The organism is Eisenbergiella tayi (assembly GCF_001881565.1).
GTDB lineage: Bacteria > Bacillota > Clostridia > Lachnospirales > Lachnospiraceae > Eisenbergiella > Eisenbergiella tayi.
The window spans coordinates 1-22,807 of record NZ_MPDJ01000005.1 but is presented as its reverse complement, the minus strand read 5'-3'; the positions used below and the strand labels follow the sequence as shown (position 1 = coordinate 22,807).

Genomic DNA, 22,807 nt, shown 5'->3' with positions numbered 1-22,807 from the left:
CAATATTTGGAGGAAATCTAAAATGGCAGTAAACAGAACACCTGTTTTAAAAAGATGCAGATCTCTTGGTCTTGAACCCATGTACCTGGGATATGACAAGAAGTCTAACAGAACCAATGCGAGAGCCGGCAAGAAGGTAAGTGAATACGGCCTTCAGCTTAGAGAAAAGCAGAAAGCTAAATTCATCTATGGCGTGCTGGAGAAACCTTTCAGAAATTACTATAAGAAAGCCGATAAAATGAAAGGGATGACCGGTACCAACCTGATGGTTCTTCTTGAATGCAGACTGGACAGCGTTATCTTCAGAATGGGCTTTGCAAGAACCAGAAGAGAAGCAAGACAGGTAGTAGATCACAAGCACGTACTGGTAAACGGAAAGTGTGTAAACATTCCTTCTTACCTGGTTAAAGCGGGCGACGTGATTGAAATCAAGGAAAAAGCAAAAGGAATGCAGAGATATAAAGATATCCTCGAAGTTACAGCAGGAAGACTTGTTCCGGAGTGGATGGATGTTGATATTGAAAACTTCAAAGGAACGATTAAGGAACTTCCGGCCAGGGAAATGATTGACGTACCTGTAGACGAAATGCTTATCGTCGAATTGTATTCCAAGTAATTTCTTATAGCTGGCGTGAACGTTTCAATTAAGAAACTTTTCGTTCGTAAAGGAGGGTATTTGCAGTGTTTGATTTTGAAAGACCCAATATCGAGGTTGCTGAAATCTCTGAGGACAAGAAATACGGCAAATTCGTTGTAGAACCGCTGGAAAGAGGTTACGGTATTACGCTGGGCAACTCCCTGAGAAGAATTATGCTTTCTTCTCTTCCGGGTGCGGCTGTAAGCCAGGTGAAGATTGAAGGCGTGCTGCATGAATTCAGCTCTATTCCCGGTGTCAAGGAAGATGTGACTGAAATTATCATGAACATCAAGAGTCTGGCAATCAAGAACAGCAGCGAAACCAATGAACCTAAGACCGCTTATATCGAATTCGAAGGCGAAGGTGTTGTCCGTGCTTCAGATATTCAGGCAGATCAGGATATTGAGATTCTTAATCCCGACCTGGTAATTGCTACCTTAAGCGGCGGCAAGGAAAGCAAGCTGTACATGGAACTGACCATTACCAAGGGCCGTGGATATGTCAGCGCGGAGAAGAACAAGAGCGAAGACCTGCCTATCGGTGTGATCGCAATTGATTCCATCTATACTCCGGTAGAGAGAGTGAATATGAGTGTTGCCAATACCCGTGTCGGTCAGGTAACTGACTTTGATAAACTGACACTGGATGTATATACGAACGGCACTCTTGCTCCGGATGAAGCTGTCAGCCTTGCTGCAAAAGTACTCAGTGAACATTTAAGCCTTTTCATTGACCTTTCTGAAAATGCCAAGACCGCGGAGGTTATGGTAGAGAAGGAAGATGATGAGAAAGAAAAAGTATTGGAAATGAGCATCGACGAGCTTGAACTGTCCGTTCGTTCCTATAACTGCTTAAAGCGTGCTGGTATCAATACGGTAGAAGAATTGACCAATAAGACTTCCGAAGATATGATGAAGGTTCGTAACCTGGGCCGTAAGTCTCTGGAAGAGGTTCTTGCTAAATTAAAGGAACTGGGACTTCAGCTGAATCCCAGCGATGATGTAAACGTATAAAGAATACAGAATCTGTATGGGCGTTTCCGATAAGTCCGATGTGCGCGGAGATGTAAAAGTGCCTCAGGGCACAATGGCACTAAGGGTGCAAGGGTACCTTGAGATGCTTTGTAGCATGATTGGCTGCGGAGGCTGTCTTCTGACAGCCGTCCGCTTATAAAAAACATTCGGTAAGTAAGTCCGAAGAGCGTGGCCGGATGTACCAAGAATGAAAGAGAGAATAAAAAAATGGCAAAGTACAGAAAATTAGGAAAAACTTCCGATCAGAGAAAGGCCCTGCTGAGAAATCAGGTAACCAATCTGCTGTATCATGGAAAAATCGTTACTACCGAAGCAAGAGCTAAGGAAGTTCGTAAAATCGCTGAAGGCATCATAGCTATGGGCGTAAGAGAAAAAGACAATTTCGAAACCGTTAAGGTTACCGCAAAGGTTGCCAGAAAAGACAAAGACGGCAAGAGAGTGAAAGAAACCGTAGACGGAAAGAAAGTTACCGTTTATGATGAAGTGGAGAAGGAAATCAAGAAGGATCTGCCCAGCAGACTTCATGCAAGAAGACAGATGCTGAAGGTTCTTTACCCGATTACCGAGGTTCCCACCACTGCAGCCGGACGTAAAAGAGGCACCAAGAAGGTTGATATGCCTGCCAAGATTTTTGATGAAATCGCTCCTAAGTATGTGGATCGTAAGGGTGGATATACCCGTATCATCAAGATCGGACAGAGAAAAGGTGACGGAGCAATGGAAGTTGTTCTGGAGCTGGTATAAGATTAAAATAAGAAAGCAGTATTGCTTTTCTGTATAGAAAAGGCATCCTCTATGGAAGGAATTCCATGAGGGTGCCTTTTTTTGGTACGCCTGGCGGCGCACGTTATCTTATTATATTCTTTCCGGTGCCTTTTCCTGTTTCCCGGGATAAGGCGCCTCATCGGGTTCCAGCCAGCCGGCATATTCGATAATAGATGGGATTTCGCCCGGTTTTCGGCCTTTAAGAGTCTGGTGCCGGTATTCTTTAGGGGATACCTTCATCATTTGGTTAAAGTGGCGGTTGAAGTTGCTCAGGGTGCTGAAACCGGTCATCTCTGAGATTGTGAGGATAGTGTGGTTGGTATTGCGGAGCAGGTTGCAGGCGTTCATGATACGTATTGTATTCAGGTAAGTTAACGGAGCCATATGCATGGCTGACTGAAAGTTCCTCCTGAAATGCGTGGGACTCATATGGCATAATTCGGCAAGCAGGTCCACAGGAAATTTGTTCATGTAGTTATCCTCGATGAAATCGAGTGCCGGGGTGATATTGAGTGAATTCCTGGATAAGTACGGAAATTTTTCCGGGGGGGGGTATTTCAGGTTGCATATTTTGCGTTTTTGGATTTTGGAATCGTATGATTTCCATATATAAAACATAAAGATAACTTCTTACCAGCATATGATCCGGATTCATGGCGGAAAGCTCTTCGACTGCAGCTTCAGCCAAAAGAGCAATGCGCCGGGACGAGCCTGCCGGTATCAGATATTTATGGATATCATCATATATCATGCTGTAATTGAAATCAGGAGGAAGCATATCACGGAAGAGCAGCCGGGGATCAAAAAATAAATAAGACCACCTGCTTTTGGTGTAGAGCGCCGAGTAAGTGGTATGAGGTATATTCCGGGGAATACAGGTGACATCGCCGGCAGAGAAAGGGATGGTCATTGCGCTGCAGAATTCCAGGGTACCGCTGTCGGTGTGGCAGATACCCACCTCCAGGCAATTGTGGAAATGGAGATGTTCACTTCTCACATCGGATATTTTCCAGTTATCCCCGGTGAGAAGTAGTACGGGAAAACTGGAAGGAAGGTAATAATTTCTGTATTCAACTATCGGTTTTGGCTTTTTTGTTGGCATAGAGCTCCTCCCTTCTGTAAAACAGCATCATATTGCACATAGATGTAGTATACCATAAAATGTAAATTCTGTTAATATGGTCAATTCTGCATAGGTATTCGTCTAAAAAGTGGATGAAAGGGAAGCAGTAAATATAAGATAATACATATAGATAAAAAGTACAAAAAATATCTTTTGTAATTAATAAAATAATACAAAATAAACAATTAAACAATACATAGCAGCACTTATCAAATAAAAGTATATAAAAAGGGAGGTTGAATACGGCTTATGAAAGAAGAAATGGAAAAACGGTATCCTTATCATATCAGGGACGTACATATCAGCGATCCCTTTATCCTGGCGGATCCGGTAAGCAAAAAGTACTATACCTATGTGCAGTTTGTAGATCGAACCAGGTTTCCTGAGGTAGATACAGAGGAACCCTGTTTTTATGTTTTGGAGAGCAGAGATTTGATACATTGGTCCAAACCGGAAATCGCTTTCCGTAAAGGTGACTTTTGGGCTGATTCCGATTATTGGGCTCCTGAGGTACATATTTGGAGAGGAAAATATTATCTGCTGTCCTCCTTCCGGGCCAGGGGAACCTATCGGAGATGTCAGTGTCTCGTGGCGGATTCACCAAAGGGCCCTTTTAAACCTGTAAGTGAGAAACCGGTTACACCGGATGGATGGCACTGTCTGGACGGAACCTTGTACGAAGACAGAAAGGGCAGGCCCTGGATGGTTTTCTGCCATGAGTGGCTCCAGGTAAATGACGGACAGATTTGTGCGGTACCTCTTAGTGATGATTTAGGAAAGGCCACAGGCGAACCTGTCATTCTTTTCCGTGCTTCGGACGGCCCATGGGCTGCAAAAATGATGAAGAACAGCGGATGGGTAACGGACGGCCCTTTTCTTCACAGACTGAAAAGCGGTGTGCTGATTATGCTGTGGTCCAGCTTTTCGGAAAAGGGAGGATATACTACCGGTTATGCCAGGTCCTTAAGCGGAGATATCCAGGGCCCCTGGATTCAGGAGACGGAACCGCTGTACGCCATGGACGGCGCGCATTCCATGCTGTTTACCACCTTCGGGGGACAGCTGATGATGGCGCTGCATTGTCCCAACAGGCATGAAGCCAAGCGTATTCTGCTTTTTGAGATGGAGGAGACCTTTGACGGAATCCACATCATCAATGAGGTGACGGGAAACTGGTATAACAACGTGGAGGGTATTGCCAGGGGCTTTGCCTATAAAGACCGTTGTGTGGAAGAACCCTGCTTCCGTGTAAGCCCTGTGGCGCAGATTGAGGAACCGGATAGTAAGAAAGGAGCGGGAGATATATGATGCAAACGGCAGGTAAAGCTAAAAATCAACTGACAGGAAGGCAGAAGAAAAAAATACGTCTTGTACTTTTGCTGCTGCCGTTCATGATATTTGTACTGATCTTTAATTATGCCCCGCTTCTGGGATGGAGTTACGCATTTGTAGATTTCAAGCCGGGCGTATCCGTGTTTGATTCGGAATTTGTCGGACTGAAGTACTTTCAGAAAATTGTCGCCAATCCCAAGGATTTCCTGAATGTGATGCGGAATACCCTGTGTATTTCCTTCCTGAATATCTGCTGCTCTGTGCTTCCCGCCATTTTTGCCATCGCCATTTCCCAGCTGAAAAATAAGCGTTACGCCAAGATGGTTCAGACAGGTACCTCCATCCCCAATTTCATATCCTGGGTTTTGGTATATTCTATCGTATTTATGCTGCTGTCTTCGGAAAGCAGCGCCCTGAACAATATACTGATGGGACTGGGGCTGGTGAAGGAGCCGGTAAATCCTCTGACTAATGCAAAGCATGCCTGGTTTATCCAGGTGGCAATCGGCGCCTGGAAGACACTGGGATATAACGCAATCATTTATTTGTCGGCCATAACTTCCATTGATCAGGAGCTGTATCAGGCGGCGGATGTGGACGGCGCCAATACCTGGCAGAAAATTGTTCACGTTACCGTTCCCGGATTACTGTCGACCTTCTTTGTACTTCTTCTTCTGGCAATATCAAATATGCTTTCCAACGGCTTTGATCAGTACTGGCTGTTAGGAAACGGCATGACATGGGATAAGCTGGAGGTATTTGATACCTATGTGTATCGGATGGGTATCAAGAATATGGAATATTCCCTGGCGACTGCAATGGGTATCTTCAAATCCGTTGTCAGCATCATTCTTCTTTCCTTTGCTAACTGGGCATCCAAGAGGCTGAGAGGGGATTCTATTTTCTAAGCAGTGCGAAAAAGGGACAGAATTGGAGAAAGGAAGCTGTGATATGAATAAAAAGAAGAAGGAAAGAATTACTTTTGCCGGTATAATAAACTCTCTTATTTTAGGGCTGTTTACTTTTATATGTGTTTATCCGCTCTGGTACATATTTATTAACTCCTGGTCTTCACCTGCGGCAGTGAACCGGGGTGTATATCTGATTCCCAGGGAGTTTTCCGTAGAGGCCTACACGAACCTGCTGGAAATCCCCGGGCTGACTTCCAGTATCGGAATCGCATTTGCCCGTACGATTCTGGGTACGCTGCTGACTCTGATGTGCTGCAGCTTCGCCGCTTATATTCTTGCGAACCGGGATTTGCCCTGCAGAAAGCTGCTGTACCGATTTTTCATTATTACCATGTATGTGAATGCGGGTTTTATTCCCTATTACCTGTTAATCAGCAATATCAAGCTGAAAAATAATTTTCTTGTATATATACTGCCGTATGCGGTGCAGGCCTACTTTATTATTCTGATAAAGACCTATATAGAGTCCATACCCGGTGAACTGGTGGAATCGGCGGAGATGGACGGGGCAGGCCTGGTGAAGGTGTTTTTCCGGATCATCCTGCCGCTGGCAAAGCCGATTCTGGCATGTATTGTGGTGTTCGCCGCGGTGAATCAGTGGAATACCTGGTCGGATGATATGTTCTTTATGCAGGGGCGGAAGGCTGCCAACCTGCACTGTCTGCAATATCTGCTGTACACGAAGCTGCAGTCCAATGTGGTGTCAACAACAGGCACCGGAGCCGCGGCAGGGGCGGCCGTCAAGGTCACCTCCACCACGCTGAGGATGGCTATGAGCTTTATTACCGTGGTGCCAATCCTCTGTGTATATCCCTATATGCAGCGCTTTTTCACCAAGGGTATCATGCTGGGGGCTGTAAAGGGTTAGTAAGTTCTTACTTTCATTCCTGCGGACGGCAGCCGGGAAAATGTGTCTGCACATTTCACAGGCGGTTCCCGCAGGGGTCGGATATCCTGCTGTTTTTAGGCGTGGTATCTGGCAGACAATGAAATCCCATAAGTAAGGAAGGGGCGTTATTGCGCCTGAAAAGAAAGGAGAGAGTATGAAAAAGAATACTGTAACCAAGATGCTGGCAGTGGTGGTTACCATTGCAATGCTCGGCGGACTTACAGCCTGCGGTTCTTCATCGAAGGAACCCGCTTCCGGTTCCGCTGCGGCAACAGGAGAAGCCACACAGGCAGAAGCTGAAGAGGGAACCGCAGGGGATGCGGCAGGAACCGATGAGGCAGCCGCTGATTCCGGAGTGGTGATTCCTCATTTTGAGGACCGTGTGGCCCTTGATGTGGTTGCGTTTGTGGGAAGAGGGGAAGCGGACGGATTACGAAGCGATCCTGTTACCAAGTATATTGAAGACACGCTGAATATTGACCTGTATCTGACAGGGGTTACGGAAGCGGACTGGCCGAGCCAGCTGTCCGCGATGATGGCTGACGGCGATCTGCCGGATATTTTCCTGTTATCCGATCCCACAAAGCAGCTTCCCATGCTGCTGGAATCGGCTTCCGCACTGAATCTGGAGCCTTATCTGGAAGAGTATGCGCCCAACACCATGAATGATCCTGCCGGGAAAATGATGATCGAAGCTCAGAGAATGGCGGCAAACAGCCCTGACGGGAACGCTTACCTGTGGGGAATGTGCAAGGGCTCCTGGGATGACGGCACAATACCTACCTGCGGCCATTATATCAGATGGGATCTGTATAAAGAAGCCGGCTATCCCAAACTGGAATCCTATGATGAAGACCTGCTTGATGTAATGGAAGCCATGCAGGCGCTTGAACCCGAAACAGCAGACGGCCAGAAAACCTATGGCTGCGGTGCATGGTTCGGCGCAGGACAGGGCTGGGGTGAATGGGTATTTACATTCGGCCTTGGGCCTCAGGAGGGTGTAAACCTGATTGAAACAACCGGACGTGTTCTGGGTGTATCCACGGTGGATTCCAAGCCGCTGGAAAATAACCAGCTGACCGATCCCGAAGGTATTTTCTGGAGGGCTGTACGCTTTTATAACAAAGCAAACCAGAGAGGCCTGCTGGATCCGGACTCCTTTACCATGACCTCCGATATCTATGAAGAGAACCTGAAGGCCGGAAAATATATGTTCAATGTACCTGGCTGGATGTCAGGAAATGCGAACCAGGAATTTAATAAGACGGAAGGCAACCAGAAAACATTTATTTCCATGCCCAGCTTAAGAGGTGATGCAGAAGACCGTTTCGGAAATATGTACCGTGGCGAAAGACAGTACGTGGTAAATGCCAATACGGAAAATCCGGAGAGATGCGTTGCACTGCTTGACTTCGTGTCTACTTATGAATTCTCCCGAATCGCATGGAACGGTCTGGAAGGACAGTTCTGGAATGTGGAGGACGGAGAGGCCGTTCCAACGGATGATTATCTGAAGGTTACGAAGGATGATGCTTTTGGCGTGGAAACCGGCGTGAACGTATATCATCATTTCTGTGGTTTCGGAAACGGAACAATCGATCCGGATGACGGTGTTGCCATAGATTTATATCAGTTCTCCCAGAAGGCACTGGATTCCAAGATGAATGATACGGTGAAGGATTTCATTTCCCATTACGGACAGGAAACCCAGGCCGATGTATACCGTGCGGAAACACCCGTTACCGATGCCGGAATGTATATTTCCTTCGGGGATCCGGAAGGGGACATTGCTTCCTATGTTAATGAAATCAATGCTTATATGGGCAAGAATGTAGTTACCGCGGTTGCTGCCAAGAGTGACGAAGAATTTGAAGCAACCCGTACTAAAATGATTGAAGAACTGCAGAAGAATTATCATGTGGATGAAGTATTCCAGTATTTCTATGATGAAGCTGTTGCGCAGGCAGATGATGTTGCCAAGCTGGTTGAGATGAACAACGCCATCAAAGCCGACAGGGAACAGTAAAATTCATACTGCCCCGACAGGAGTCCGTGTATTGTAAAAATGCACGGGCTCCTTTAGAATATAAAGTGTAGGTTGTGAGTCCCCTCCCGTCTCCGAACCCTTCCCCGCCAGGGGCCTTCCCGCTCCGGTATTTTGGCCTTCGGCTTTTGGCTCCCACAGAGCCTCCGCCGGGCAGTATCCACTGGGCGGGCACGCTCTCGCTCGGTTAAAAACGCAGCGGTACTAACGCTGCAAAGGACGCAGCGTAAGGACCGGCGTTTTTAAACGGCCCTTTCAGCGGATACTGCCCGGCGGAGGCTCGGCGGGAGCCAAAAGCCGAAGGCCAAAATACCGGAGCGGGAAGGCCCCTGGCGGGGAAGGGTTCGGAGACGGGAGGGGATTTACAAGCTACTATTTACCTAAAAAGAAAGGGAGGGATTTTTATGGAGAAAATAATGGTTGGCAGGGGGATGCTGACGGATGGGGCTGTTTGGCTGGGAGATGAAGGGGGAATGGCCCGGCTGCGGGTGCCGGTGACGGGGGGAGGACTGGATGTGACCTGGCTGAAGGAGAGGGATGAGAGGTATCTGGTCTTTTCTTTGGAGGCGGAAGCGGAGCATAGTGTGCCGGTTAATCTGTTGGTGTATAGCAGCAGGGAGGAGAGCGGGGAGCCGGTGTTCGGTATACGGTTCGGGGTTCTTCCGCAAATTCTTACGGGGATCTGTGTGGATCTGACGTGGCTGGATGCGCATGCGCTTTTTCCGGAGACCTGTCCGGGGCAGCTGAAAATTGTGTGTCAGGGCAGACGGGTGGACAGGGAGGAAATCAGCCGGATTGTGCTGGCTTCACTTCCTATGGATGAGGAGACGGAGCTGAAGCTTTCGGAGCTTACCCTGACGGATACGCGGCCGGGGGAGTTTCCTCTGCCGGATGTGAAGCTGGTGGATGAGCTGGGGCAGAATAAGAGAAAGGAGTGGGGGAGTAAGTTACATAGTATCGGAGAAATGAAGGAAATGCTTGAGCGTCAGGCCGGGGAGGCGGATATGGGGTATCCGTATGAGGACTGGACGGAATATGGCGGATGGAAAAAGAAGAAACTGGCTGAGGGAACGGGATTTTTTACGCGCTGTAAGGAAGATGGGCGTTGGTGGCTGGTGGATCCTCTGGGGTATGCTTTTTTCAGCGTGGGGCCGGATTGTGTGGTGGCGCGCAGTGACTGCCGTGTGGACGGCGTGGAGAAATGGATGGACTGGCTGCCGGACAGGGAGGATCCCGTGTATGGCAGAATGTATGAGCTTCATGAAAAGTGGCCGCCTGTCGGGGAGGCGAGAAGGAAATGTACGCTGTTTTCTTTTGAACAGGCAAATCTTTACAGGGCTTTCGGAGAGGAATGGTATGAGGAGTGGAAGCGCATGCTTCCCGGACAGCTGAGAAAATATGGGATGAATACTCTGGGGAACTGGAGTGATGACAGGCTGTTGGGAACTACGGGGATGCCTTATGTAACTTCGCTTCCCAGGTTCCCGGGGACAGAGCAGAATATTTTCAGGGATTTCCCGGACGTGTTCAGTGAGGAATACCGGCTGGATGCTGAGGAATGTGCGAAGGCCATGCAGGCAAAAAGCAGGGATCCCTGGATGGTGGGGTATTTCCTTCGGAATGAGCCGGCCTGGGCGTTCGTGGATAATCTGGTGATCGCGGATGAGGTTCTTTATAATCCTGCGAGGACGGTATGTAAGGAGAGGCTGGTGGAAAGCCTGAAGGCGGAATATCAGACGATAGAGGCCCTGAATGGCGCGTGGAACAGCAGCTTTGAGGAATTTGAGGATTTGTATGAAAGCCAGGCCCATGTGTCTCAATGGTCGGAACGTGCCGGGCGGGATATGCATGCTTTTTCCAGGAAGATGATGGAGGAATATGTGGGGATTCCTTCCAGAGCCTGCCGGAAGGCGGATCCTGACCATATGAATCTGGGAATGCGCTGGGCCTGGGTTTCCGATCCGGATGTGGTTACGGGATGGGAGAACTTCGATGTGTTTTCCATTAACTGTTATGCTTATGATCCCACAGCGGCGATCCAGAATATTGTGGATCTGGGGGTGGATCTTCCCGTATTGATCGGAGAATTCCATTTCGGAGCCCTGGATGCGGGGCCCAGTTCAACCGGGCTGAAGGGAGTTGCCTCCCAATATGACAGAGGACTGGCTTATAAGTATTACTGTCAGCGTGCGGCGGCGCATCCTTATGGGGTGGGATGCCATTATTTCCAGTGCTATGATCAGTTTGTACTGGGCAGGTTTGACGGAGAAAATTATAATATCGGCTTATTTGACATCTGCTCCCAGCCTTATCCGGAGATGATGGAGGCGGTAAAGGCATGCGGCGCCGATCTCTATGAGGTGGCGGCGGGGGAAAAAATGCCTGCGGAGGAAAAAGCCGAACGGACAGCGATGATTGCTTTTTAGGGGAAAGGTGTCCGCTGAAGCGGACAAAGGGGTTAATGACATGATTAGCAGACAGAAGCTGGTGATTCCCACATATGAAATGGATGAGGCGGAGAAGGCGCCTGTTTTCTATGATGTGAGAAATCATCAGGGAACCAGGGGGAATATTTATCCCATCCCGATGACAGATACCTTTAAGAATGTGAAGACGGACAGGGAATATGATGCCATCCGGCTGGAAAATGAATTCATCCGGGTGACGGTGCTTCCCCAGCTGGGCGGAAGAATATATGAGGGATATGACAAAAAGGCGGATTATCATTTTGTTTATAAAAATAATGTGATAAAACCGGCGCTGATCGGTTTGTGCGGGGCCTGGATTTCAGGGGGCATTGAATTTAACTGGCCCCAGCATCACCGTCCCACCACCTTTATGCCTGTGGATTCCTGGATTGAGAAGGGGGAAGACGGTTCAGAAACCGCATGGATGGGGGAATATGAGCCTTTATTCGGCATGAAGGGCATGGTTGGGGTGACTATCTGGCCCGGCAAAGCCTATGTGACGGTGAAAACAAGGCTGTATAATCCTACAAACGCCATGCAGACCTTTCACTGGTGGGCCAATCTGGCGGTTCATGCCAATCAGGATTACCAGCTGCAGTTCCCGCCGGATGTGGACTACATTACTTATCATTATAAGGATGCGGTCTCTCCGTTCCCGGTGGTCAGAGGGGAATTTGCCAGAGCGGATTTCGGGGAAGGGACGGATATCACCTGGTTTAAGAATATTCCTTCGCCGGCGTCCTTTTTCATCCTGAATTCGGATTATAATTTTATGGGCGGCTATGACCACGGAAGAAAAAGGGGAACGGTACATGTGGCGGACCATCATGTATCCGTAGGAAAGAAATTCTTCACGTGGGGAAGCCGGGAATTCGGGGATGTATGGCATTCTAACCTGACGGATGAGGACGGGGCCTATCTGGAAATCATGACAGGCTGCTACACGGATAATCAGCCGGATTTCTCATTTATGGTTCCGGATGAGACAAAGACATTTGAGCAGACATGGTATGCCCTGTCGGATATGCCGGGATTAAAAAATGCCGGAAAAGACGGGGCGGTGGGCTTTGTGCACGAAGGGCGGAGCCTGGAGGTGTGCTTTAATGTCACTGCTGTCCATCGAAATGCCCGGATGAAGGTAGTGTTAAAAGGGGAGACGCTTGTGGAAGAAGAAGTTTCCCTGGAACCCGGGAAGCCTGTGCTCAGAACGTTTGAGGTACCGGAGGATATGGAGGAAAAGGAGGTATCAGCCTTTCTTTATGACGAAGACGGGAAGGAGCTGATTTCCTATACCTGCAGGGCGCCGTTTTTTGAAAACAGGGAGAAGCCCGTGCCCCATAAGCCTGCCCGGGAGCCGAAGGAGATTGGCAGCCAGGAAGAGCTTTATCTGGAGGGGCTGCATTTGGAGCAGTACCGCCATGTGACGCTGCGCGCGCAGGACTATTATATGGAAGCGCTGCACAGGGATCCGGGAGACAGCCGCTGCAATAACGCCATGGGGCTTCTTATGATGCGGCGTGGAAACTGCAGGGAGGCCCTGCGCTTCATGGAACGGGCGGTGAAACGCTGTATGCTGCGCAATCCCAATCCGAGGGACGGGGAATATTGTTTTAATTATGCCTGGGCGCTGGAAGAAAACGGGCAGGAGGAGGAAGCTGTCCGCTATTACAGAAAGGCGGCCTGGAATTATGGCTATAAGGGCGCGGGCCTGAAACAGGCGGCAAAGCTTTCTGTTCGAAGAGGGGATACCGGGGCGGCCCGGGATTGTGTGCGGGAGGCTCTGACTGTAAACGGAGAAAGCCCGGAGCTTTTTTTCCTGCAGGCTTTTCTTCTGCGAAAAGAGGGAAGAACGCAGGAGGCGGAGGCGGTGACCGGGAGGATGCTGAGAATCGATCCCATGGCCTATGGGTCATTGGGGGAAAATTGGTTCCTGCAGGGAGAAAGCGGCCTGGAAAGACTGCAGGCGGTTCTGGGGAAAAGAAGAACGGCGTGGCTTGTGCTGATGGCTTCTTATCTGGAGCTGGGAGCCTGGGAGGAGGTGCTGAAGCTCGGTGAGAAGGCGCCTTCCAATCCCATGGTTTACTACGACTGCGCTTATGCGGCGGCAGGCCTTGGAAAAGAGGAGGATGCGGCGGCTTTCCTGAAAAAGGCGGGAGCGGATCCCGGAGATTATTGCTTCCCTTATACGGATATGGATAAAAGGGTGTTGGAATACGCGTACTCCCGCGGGCTTGACGGAGGACGCAGCGCCTATTATCTGGGCTGTCTGTATTATGGGAGGGACAACAGGGAAGAAGGAATGAGATACTGGGAGGAGGCGGTGTCCAGGGAGGACGGGCTTTACCAGGCCCACAGATGTCTTGCCCTTGCCCTCCTGGAGGTATGCCGTGATAAAACCGGTGCGAGGAGAGAAATGGAGAAGGCATTTGCCCTGAAAAGGGCTTCTTCGGCAGGAGAAAATTCTTCTCCCAGCCCCGACGGGCGGTATCTTCTGGAACTCATGGAAATACGGAAGCAGTGCGGCGTGCCGGTAAGAAACCTTCTGGAATTGCTGGAAGAGTATCCTGATTTGGTTTACAAAAGAGAGGATCTGTACCATCAGCAGCTTGTTCTGTACAACGAAGCGGGAATGCCTGAAAAAGCGGCGGAATTCCTTAAAAACCGTATTTTCAATCCTTATGAAGGCGGAGAGGGAATTCTTGTAAAGGCCCATATTTTAGCCTATATTCAGCTGGGAAGACGCGCCCTGAGGGAAGGAAAGAATAAGGATGCCATAGCTTTCCTGGAAAAAGCGCTGGAATATCCGGAAAATTACCATGAGGGCAGGGGTGTCATGGCCCGGGAAGCGGCGGTGTATTACCATATGGCGAAGGCTCTTGAGGCGGATGGCCGAGGGGAAGAAGCTTTGGCCTGGTATGAAAAAGCCGCGGCCTATCAGACAGGGCGTCTGGATGAAAGCGATTTTTATACGGCCTGTGCCCTGCGGCGGCTGGGAAAGGAAAGGGAGGCCGCCATTTTGTACCGTCAGATGCTGGAGGGCGCGGATGCGCTGTTGGAGAAGGAAGACAGACTTCCCTATTTCGGCGGTTTTGTTTCCAACCTTCCGGGAGAGCATGACGTGCGCAAGGCCAATCATATGAAGGCACATCCCGCAAAATTTTATGCATATACGGGACTTGGAAGAAAAGAAGAGGCTGAAAGGGAAAAGGAACTGGCGGCATACTGGGGAGCGGAGCTGGCATGGCTTTCCATAATTGAAGAAGATGGAGGGAATCTGGGGTATGAAGGCATCTGAAAAAATTAAGGGGATTGTTTTTGCGTATAATACAAGCGGAGAATATGAAATGGTAAAGGAGCTTGGGGTGGAATGGATGCGGCTGAATATCTGTTTCCCCTGGGCGGACAAAATGTTCGGCACCCTGAGTGAGGAATACATACAGGCGAGGCAGGAAATCCTGGATACCCATGCCAAAGGATTTCAGGTGATGCCTGCAACCCCTCCTCTTGGCGGGTTTTCCTATGATGAAAAAGAAGGGAAGACCTGCTGGCATGAGCATTTTCCTGAGTTCGTGGGTAAGAAAGGGACCGATGAATTCTATGAGAACGTAAGGGAATCCATGCGTTTTATCTGTGAGGATTTGGGGGAAGCTGCGGGAATATACTGGCAGTGCATGAATGAAATTGACATACCGGTCTTTTCCAATGATTATCCGGATGATATTCTGGCGGACACGGCCAGGGCCAGCGCGGAGGGAATACGAAGAGCCAACCCTCAGGCCAGATGCGGCATCAATATTTCCTGCTACAATGAAAACGCGGTGAGAATTGCGGACTTGGTTTACCGGGAGGGGCATCCTTTTTATTACATGGGAGTGGATCAATATTTTGGCTCCTGGCAGCCGGGAGATGTGGATGACTGGATCGGGGTAATTGACGGTCTGTATGAAAGATACGGGCTTCCCGTACTGGCGAATGAATGGGGGTATTCCTCTGACGGGGAGTTGGAGACAGAGGCACCGGATCCGGCGCTGATTCCTGAAGGGCTGAATGAAGTATGTTATACAAAGAAATGGTTCAATCAGGCGGAAGGAGGGCATACGCCCCAGGTGCAGGCAGATTATTTTAAGAGAGGACACCGTATTTTTGCACAACATCCGCATTGCCTTGGTTCCTTCATGTTCTGCTGGCGGGATGCCTATCATTGCTATCACTGCGGTGCGTCGGACTGCCCTGCGGAATGCTACTGGGGGATAGTGGATACCGAATGCAGGCCCAAACCGGCCTATTATGCGGTAAAAGAAGCTTTGAAGGGGTATTATAAGTAATATACGGCGCGCACGATGGCGCATATCCTAAGAGGGATCGGTTTCCGGCTCCATCCATCCGGTGAATTCCAGGATGGTCTGCCGGGAGTCGTTCCCTTCTTTTTGACGGGCAAGGAGCATCCGGCTGCGGTATTCACGGGGCGTCATGCGGATTACACTGCGGAAATGCCGGTTGAAATTGGAGACGGAAGCGAAGCCCACCATTTCGGATATGGTGAGGATGGATTCCTCTGTACTGAGCAGCAGGTTGCAGGCCTTCATGATGCGGGTGCTGTTCAGGTAATCCAGAGGGCTGGTCCGCATGATGGTATGAAATACGCGTCTGAAATGAGTGAGGCTCATATGGCATACTTCAGCCAGGTCTTCCATGGGAAATTGTGTGCTGTAATTATCCTCTATATAATCCAGGGCAGGTGAAATGATGAGGGCGTTTTCAGGAAGATAGGCTTTGTGAGAGGCTTCCGAGCCCGGCTCCTGACTTGCCTCTTCCTGGATCCTGTTCAGCTCGATGGAGAGGGCAAGCAGAAGCCCTTTTACGCATATCTGGTAATTGGGCCGTTTATCCTCCATTTCCCGGATGATGGATAGCGTCAGATAGTGGATATGGGGGTATTCCTCTCGGGGCAGGATATGCCGGTAATTCCGATAGGAAAACAGGGACAGGTCGGGGCCTGCGTCGGGGGTGAGGAACAGGCCCCTGAAAAGCTGCGCAGGATCAAACATAATATAGGACCAGCGGCTTTCCATTCCCTGGTCGGAGTAAGTGGTGTGGGGGATATTCCGGGGAATACAGGTGACATCCCCTTCTTTGAAGGACATGGGTTCGCTGTAAAATTTCATCGTGCCGCTGTGAGAGTGGCACAGGCCGATTTCCAGGCAGTTGTGAAAATGGAGACGGCTGCTGGGAATATCTGATATTTTCCAATGTCCGCCTGTAAGGACAAGAACCGGAAAGTCCGCAGGAAGATAATAGTTGCGGTATTCCATGACAGTGTTTTTGGGTTTGGACATATACGGCCTCCTTTTACAGGAATTTATAATAATTACAACCAATATGTTAAAAAAGTAACAAATAAAATTTGCAATAAATTGTATGGAAAAACCATAGAAAAAGAAGAAAGATTAAAATAATATACAAATTAACGGATCCTATTCCGGAATTGTTCCGTTTGAATTTAAAATAATGGATAAAAGCTAACAAAAATATATCATAAATGGTTGAAATTGCAAAGTATATCATTCAAATTAAATAGAAATCGGAAGCGATTTATTTTAAGGTATAGGCATAATAGGGATGCATACCGGAATTTTCCGGAGAAAGAGAGGGTGCAAATGTTAAAGCTGGATTTTGACAGGAACCAAATTGAGGATGCAATCGACCGCATCGTGCACAAAACCATGAATATGGATCTGACCTGGGACTGGCCCTGCGGTGTGGCCTATTACGGCATATCCAAAGCTTGGGAGGTTACAAAGAAGGAAGAGTATCTGACACTTTTAAAGGACAGGATTGATGAATATATGGAGCTGGGACTGCCGCCTCAGTGGACGGTGAATACCTGCGCCATGGGACACTGCCTGATTACCTTATATGAGGCAACCGGGGATGAAAAATATTGGGATGTGGTGATGAGCAAGGTGCATTACCTGCAGGAGGAGGCCCTTCGGTTCGGTGACCATGTGCTTCAGCATACGGTGTCTGCCAACAATGATTTTCCGGAACAGGCCTGGGCGGACACTCTGTTCATGGCGGCTTTTTTCCTGCTTCGCGTGGGCGTGAAGCTTAACAATGCCGAGATGATTGACGATGCGCTGAATCAATACTACTGGCATATCCATTATCTTCAGAATCCGGAAACCGGTTTATATTACCATGGCTATAATAATATTACCGGCGACCACATGTCCGGTTTTTACTGGGGAAGGGCAAATGCCTGGGCCGCCTATACCATGTCGCAGGTAGGAAGCATTCTTCCGGAAGCTTATCTCTACCCCAAATACCTGGAGGTGACCGGCTCTCTGAATGAGCAGCTTGCCGCGCTGAAGCTGCTGCAGACGGAAAACGGGTTATGGAGGACGATTCTGGACGATGAAGGCTCTTATGAGGAAGTATCCGCTTCCGCAGGTATCGCCGCAGCCATGCTGGAAAAGGGAAATCCTCTGCATTCCAAATATATCAATAAAGCAGTGAAAGGAATTCTGGAAAATGTGGGCAAGGATGGAAAGGTGATGAATGTATCCGCGGGAACCGCTGTTATGAAGGACAGGGATGGGTACAGGGATATTTCCAGACGCTGGATTCAGGGCTGGGGACAGGGATTGACGCTGGCGTTTTTCTCCGGACTGCTCACAGCCAATGACGCGGCAAAGGACGGCGCTTTATAATTTTATGCAATCGGAATGATCCGGGAGGATTATATACATAAATCCTGAGAAATAAGGAGTAAATGAAGGAATGAGTGAAAATAGAAAAGGGAGCTTTACGCTGCCGGGGGAATCAGGCTACGAAAAGCTGACTTTGGAGCTGGCGGAAAAATGGGGGGCGGATGTCATCCGTGACAGTGACGGGACGGAGCTTTCCGATGAAATACTGGATGCGGGATATGGGATTTACTCCACTATCTGTATGATACGGGAACATAATGAGTGGGCGAAGAAGAACCATGATAAGCTGCAGCAGTGCTTCCTTATGACAAGCCCGGCGGTGGCGGCGGAAGGGAAGCTCACCATTGAGCTGATGAAGGATTTTTTTGAGGAGCAGTTTTCTGTCAATGACAGCGACAGGGCGATCCGGTACTGGCAGGTATATGACAGAACCACGGATACGTTGCTGGATGCGGATAAATGGAGTTACGATAAGGAAAAAGGATGTGTGACCATTGAGGAGCCCGCCGCATGGCACTCCTATACGGTGAGCTTTATGGCCTACCGTATCTGGGAAGAAATTTCCATGTACAACCATACTACCAACAATTGGGATAAAGAGCACCTGATGCAGATTGATCCCATTTACCCTCAGACACAGGAATTTCTCCTGGAGTGGATGAAGGAGTGGTGTGAAACCCATCCGGCCACTACTGTTGTGCGTTTTACTTCCATGTTTTATAATTTTGTTTGGATATGGGGAAGCGATGTCAGGAACAGGAACCTTTTTACGGACTGGGGCTCCTATGATTTTACGGTGAGTGAAAAGGCGCTGGATGATTTTGCCGCGAAATATGGCTATGAACTGACTGCCGAGGACTTCATCAACCAGGGAAAACTGCATGTGACCCATATGCCGGGCAGCCGGAAAAAAGCGGACTGGATGGAATTTATCAATGATTTTGTAATTTCCTTCGGCCGGAAGCTGATTGATATGGTACATGAATACGGCAAAAAAGCCTATGTTTTTTATGATGACAGCTGGGTGGGAATCGAGCCTTATAACGGAAGGTTTGAGAAATTCGGTTTTGACGGGCTGATCAAGTGCGTGTTCTCCGGCTTCGAGGCCAGGCTCTGCGCAGGGGTGAAGGTGGATACCCATGAGCTGCGGCTTCATCCGTATCTGTTCCCTGTGGGATTGGGCGGCGCGCCTACCTTTATGGACGGCGGAGACCCCACACTGGAGGCGAAAAAATATTGGAACAGTGTGAGAAGGGCCCTTCTTAGGGAACCTGTCCAGAGGATCGGGCTGGGAGGCTATCTCCATCTGGTGGAAGACTATCCGGATTTCTGCGATTATATAGAGCAGGTGGCGGATGAATTCCGTACCATAGGTGAATTCCACAAGGAAGGCAGGCCCTACAGTATCCGTACAAAAGTGGCTGTTCTGCATTACTGGGGAAAGCTCCGTTCCTGGACGCTTTCCGGTCATTTCCATGAAACCTATATGAATGACCTGATTCATATCAATGAAGCCCTTTCCGGACTTCCGGTGGACGTATCCTTTATCAGCTTTGAGGACGTTTTAAACGGCGCGCTGGAAAACGTGGATGTGGTGCTCAATGCCGGATTTGCGGGCAGCGCCTGGAGCGGCGGGGATGTATGGAAGAATCCGGCTGTTGTTGAAAAACTGACTCGTTTTGTATATGAAGGGGGAAGCTTTATCGGCGTAAATGAGCCTTCCGCGGTGGATGGCTATGATTCCTTTTTCCGTATGGCTCCTGTACTGGGTGTTGATGAAGATACCGGAGCGCGTATCTGTCATGGGAAATGGGAATTTGAGGTACAGACGGAGGAAGGGCTTATGCCGGAAGGCTGCTTTGTGAAGAAAACCGGTAATTACCGGAAGGGGATCCCTTTCCTCACGGATGGAAAAGCAAAGGTACTCGCACAGGACGGCGGGGTTCCTACCCTGACGGTGAACAAGTTCGGCAGCGGTATGGGAATTTATATGGCTTCTTTTGAAAAAACGATAGAAAATACCAGGCTGCTTCTCAACCTGATTCTGCTTGCGGGAGGAGAAGACAGAAACGGGCTTTACCTGACGGATAATTGCTGTACGGAATGCGCTTATTATCCGGGCAGCGGACAGCTGGTGGTCATTAACAACAGCGATATGCCCCAGACAACAACCATACAGACAGCAGACGGGCTGGTGGAAGCGCAGCTGGAGCCCTATGCCACCAAAATGCTTCGTATCTGAAGCGTAAGGAGATGAGATATGCAGATAGGAATCCGCTTACACGATACATTACCCATGGCGCTGCCGGAGAGGCTGGCCCATACCAGAGAGCAGGGTTTTTCCTGTGCCCATGTGGCGCTGTCCAAGGTGATTGATGATTTTGAAATAAAGAATTCCACGCTCACGCCCGGTTTTGCCATGTATTTAAAAAAGCTTTTCGCGCGCAATGACCTGGATGTGGCTGTGCTTGGCTGTTATCTGAACCTGGCGGATCCTGACGGAGCCCGTCTTGTGGAAACAATAGAGAAATACAAGGCGCAGATTCGTTTTGCGTCCTGGCTTGGAGCAGGCGTGGTGGGGACGGAAACCGGCAATCCGAATTCCCTGTATGTGCCGGATCCGGCAAGCCGCACGGAGGAAGCCTTATATACGTTTACGAAGAATCTTTCCTGTGTTGTGGAATATGCGGAAAAAATGGGAGTGGTGGTAGCAATTGAACCGGTCTGCCGGCACATCGTATACGATGCGCGCAGGGCAAGGCAGGTGCTTCGCTCGATTCAGTCGCCGAATCTGCAGATCATACTGGATCCGGTGAATCTGCTGGATGACTGCGATGCCGGAAGGTATAAGGATGTGGTGAAGGAAGCCATTGAACTGCTGGGAGAAGACGTGGCGGTCATCCATGTTAAGGATTTCAGTGTGTCGGATGGGAAGATTGTTTCCATGGCGGCGGGAACGGGAATCATGGATTACAGTGATTTGATTCGCTTTATGAAAACGGATAAGCCCTATATCCATGCAACGCTGGAGGATACCGTACCGGAGAATGCGGTGCAGGCCAGAGAGTTTATGGAAAGGCTTTGGAATGAGGCGTAGGACGGAAGTTTGAGTTCCTAATATAAAAAAGCAAGGGATGAAAAAGCCCTGCGGAATCTGCAATGTTTTTGCAATAAGGATTCCGCAGGGCTTCTTTTTTTACTATTTATGCAGTACCATCCGCAGGTCAGGCAGCTGCTTTTTCCTTCCCGATTCCGATCTGCACAAGCCTGCCGGTTCCCCGCAGATATTTGAAATACACCAGGGTAAAAGCAGCAGATGATAAAAGGGCGGCGATTCCGTCGGCAATCGGTTCCGCATAAAAGGCGCTTGCTGCCGTAAAGGCCAGGGGCAGCAGGCAGGTGGCGGCAAAATAAGTGGTTTTGCGGAACAGGGAAAGGAACAGGGACAGGCTTGTCATTCCCAGTGCCGTGAGGCTGTCCACAAATACATACTGGAAGCTCAGGGGAATGATCATCATGGTAAAGGCGCGTATTCCCCATACGGAAAGCTCAATATACTCGGCGTTATCGGTAAATATTCCTGCAAAGGCAGCGGGCAGGAAACGGGAAACCAAGAACATGAAGGTTGTAAATCCAATACACAAAAGCAGGACACACAGAATGATTTTCCTTATCCGCTCCGGCTTATTGGCTCCGTAATTAAAGCTGATAAGCGGCTGGGAGCCTCCGGTAATGCCCAGCATGGGTGAGGTGATGAGCATCATGTAGCTTTGTACAATGGTGGCACAGGTAATGAGGGTATCCCCGTAGCCGGGGCCGCCATGATACTGCAGAACCGCATTCATGGCGATAATTATAATGCTGTCGGTTGCCAGAATGAGGAATGGGGAGAAGCCAAGCGCCAGAATCCTTTTTACCAGCGTCAGTTCGGGACGGCGAAGGTGAAGGGGGACCGGCATGCTTTTTTTATAAAGGACGAAGAGTACAAAAAGGCAGGAAGCGAGCTGCGCCAGCACCGTGGCGGCAGCGGCTCCTGCAATCTCCATATGAAAAACAAAAATAAATAAGGGATCCAGAATGATATTCAAAACAGCCCCGATGAGGGTGGTTACCATTCCAAGCATGGGATATCCCTGGGCGGTGATGAAATAATTCATGCCCATGGACAGCAGGGCGAAAAAAGTGCCGCAGGTGTAAATGGTCAGATAGATATCCGCATAGGGATAGGTAATGTCACTGGCGCCGAACCAGCGCAGAAGCATTCCTTTGGTAAGCAGGAAAACGACGGTGAGAACGGCGGAGAAAAGAAGCAGGGTACTGAAGCAGTTTCCCAGAATCCGTTCCGCATCTTTTTTGTCATCCTGGCCAAGACGCATGGAAAATAAAATGGAACCGCCGATACCGATAAGCGTGGCAAAGGAGGAAAGCAGGGTGATAATGGGAGCACATACACCCGCCCCTGCCAGGGAATCGGCCCCGGTTACCGGAATGTTTCCTATATAAATACGGTCAACGATACTGTAAAGGACGTTGACGAACTGTGCGAACATAAACGGGACAGATACCCGCAGTACAAGGCCGGGTACGTGATCCCTTCCGAAATCATTTATTCTTTTTGCTTTTGTATTCATGATATCCCCTCCATAGGCGAGCCGACGTTCTCACTCGGCTGAAAACGCAGCAGTACTAACGCTGCAAAAGACGCAGCGTAAGGACTGGCGTTATTAGACGCCCATTACAGGACGCCATGACGACATGGGGCTGATGCAGGGAAGGGACGGGGCGAAGACGCCTTCCCACAGGGCGCTGACGACTCTACAGCACACGGAGTGGA

General features: G+C 49.3%; 17 protein-coding genes. 13 read left to right on the top strand and 4 right to left on the bottom strand.

Annotation, left to right across the window (positions count from 1 at the left end; translation table 11 throughout):
* The first annotated feature begins 22 nt into the window (after positions 1–22).
* From rpsD to BLA28_RS18215, 3 genes are all read left to right on the top strand, one after another.
* Positions 23–616 (top strand): 30S ribosomal protein S4, encoded by a 594-nt coding sequence (gene rpsD, locus BLA28_RS18225; RefSeq protein ID WP_069157548.1) that lies wholly within the window; start codon positions 23–25, stop codon positions 614–616.
* Between the two features lie 65 nt (positions 617–681).
* Entirely contained in the window at positions 682–1,650 is a 969-nt protein-coding gene (locus tag BLA28_RS18220) for a DNA-directed RNA polymerase subunit alpha (protein ID WP_009256112.1), read from the top strand.
* Positions 1,651–1,878: 228 nt separating this feature from the next.
* Positions 1,879–2,415 (top strand): bL17 family ribosomal protein, encoded by a 537-nt coding sequence (locus BLA28_RS18215; RefSeq protein ID WP_009256111.1) that lies wholly within the window; start codon positions 1,879–1,881, stop codon positions 2,413–2,415.
* A gap of 111 nt (positions 2,416–2,526) precedes the next feature.
* On the opposite strand, the gene BLA28_RS33205 is transcribed toward BLA28_RS18215, so the two are convergent.
* Both BLA28_RS33205 and BLA28_RS33840 read right to left on the bottom strand, forming a co-directional pair.
* On the bottom strand, positions 2,527–2,907 hold the full coding sequence (locus BLA28_RS33205; RefSeq protein WP_009256110.1) for a helix-turn-helix transcriptional regulator: 381 nt from the start codon (positions 2,905–2,907) through the stop codon (positions 2,527–2,529).
* 4 nt (positions 2,908–2,911) lie between these two features.
* Positions 2,912–3,538, bottom strand: coding sequence for a hypothetical protein (locus BLA28_RS33840; RefSeq protein ID WP_165868780.1), 627 nt, complete (start codon positions 3,536–3,538; stop codon positions 2,912–2,914).
* A 270-nt stretch (positions 3,539–3,808) separates the two neighbouring features.
* Here BLA28_RS33840 and BLA28_RS18205 point away from each other — a divergent pair, with 270 nt between their 5' ends.
* From BLA28_RS18205 to BLA28_RS18175, 7 genes are all read left to right on the top strand, one after another.
* Positions 3,809–4,867, top strand: coding sequence for a glycoside hydrolase family 43 protein (locus BLA28_RS18205; protein WP_069157546.1), 1,059 nt, complete (start codon positions 3,809–3,811; stop codon positions 4,865–4,867).
* On the top strand, positions 4,864–5,799 hold the full coding sequence (locus BLA28_RS18200) for an ABC transporter permease (protein ID WP_009256107.1): 936 nt from the start codon (positions 4,864–4,866) through the stop codon (positions 5,797–5,799). Before BLA28_RS18205 ends, BLA28_RS18200 begins: the two co-directional genes overlap by 4 nt.
* A 43-nt stretch (positions 5,800–5,842) precedes the next feature.
* Positions 5,843–6,730, top strand: coding sequence for a carbohydrate ABC transporter permease (locus BLA28_RS18195; protein WP_009256106.1), 888 nt, complete (start codon positions 5,843–5,845; stop codon positions 6,728–6,730).
* A gap of 175 nt (positions 6,731–6,905) precedes the next feature.
* Positions 6,906–8,777: a type 2 periplasmic-binding domain-containing protein gene (locus BLA28_RS18190; RefSeq protein ID WP_071699275.1), complete on the top strand. Its 1,872-nt coding sequence runs from the start codon at positions 6,906–6,908 to the stop codon at positions 8,775–8,777.
* A gap of 422 nt (positions 8,778–9,199) precedes the next feature.
* Positions 9,200–11,221 carry a beta-galactosidase gene (locus tag BLA28_RS18185; protein WP_069157544.1) on the top strand — a complete coding sequence of 674 codons (2,022 nt, stop codon included), beginning with the start codon at positions 9,200–9,202 and terminating at the stop codon, positions 11,219–11,221.
* Between the two features lie 40 nt (positions 11,222–11,261).
* Positions 11,262–14,558 carry a DUF5107 domain-containing protein gene (locus tag BLA28_RS18180; protein ID WP_141702931.1) on the top strand — a complete coding sequence of 1,099 codons (3,297 nt, stop codon included), beginning with the start codon at positions 11,262–11,264 and terminating at the stop codon, positions 14,556–14,558.
* Entirely contained in the window at positions 14,545–15,588 is a 1,044-nt protein-coding gene (locus tag BLA28_RS18175; RefSeq protein WP_069157542.1) for a hypothetical protein, read from the top strand. The genes BLA28_RS18180 and BLA28_RS18175 overlap by 14 nt, the downstream gene beginning before the upstream one ends.
* Before the next feature lie 27 nt (positions 15,589–15,615).
* Here BLA28_RS18175 and BLA28_RS18170 read toward each other — a convergent pair whose 3' ends face one another.
* Entirely contained in the window at positions 15,616–16,599 is a 984-nt protein-coding gene (locus tag BLA28_RS18170) for an AraC family transcriptional regulator (RefSeq protein ID WP_069157541.1), read from the bottom strand.
* A gap of 321 nt (positions 16,600–16,920) precedes the next feature.
* Here BLA28_RS18170 and BLA28_RS18165 point away from each other — a divergent pair, with 321 nt between their 5' ends.
* From BLA28_RS18165 to BLA28_RS18155, 3 genes are all read left to right on the top strand, one after another.
* On the top strand, positions 16,921–17,973 hold the full coding sequence (locus BLA28_RS18165) for a glycoside hydrolase family 88/105 protein (RefSeq protein WP_069157540.1): 1,053 nt from the start codon (positions 16,921–16,923) through the stop codon (positions 17,971–17,973).
* 70 nt (positions 17,974–18,043) lie between these two features.
* Entirely contained in the window at positions 18,044–20,215 is a 2,172-nt protein-coding gene (gene gnpA / locus BLA28_RS18160; RefSeq protein ID WP_069157539.1) for a 1,3-beta-galactosyl-N-acetylhexosamine phosphorylase, read from the top strand.
* A gap of 18 nt (positions 20,216–20,233) precedes the next feature.
* Complete coding sequence (locus tag BLA28_RS18155; RefSeq protein ID WP_069157538.1) at positions 20,234–21,070, top strand: sugar phosphate isomerase/epimerase family protein; 837 nt, start codon at positions 20,234–20,236, stop codon at positions 21,068–21,070.
* Positions 21,071–21,197: 127 nt separating this feature from the next.
* Here the strand turns inward: BLA28_RS18155 and BLA28_RS18150 are convergent, their stop codons facing one another.
* Positions 21,198–22,604 carry an MATE family efflux transporter gene (locus BLA28_RS18150; protein WP_069157537.1) on the bottom strand — a complete coding sequence of 469 codons (1,407 nt, stop codon included), beginning with the start codon at positions 22,602–22,604 and terminating at the stop codon, positions 21,198–21,200.
* Between the last annotated feature and the right edge of the window lie 203 nt (positions 22,605–22,807).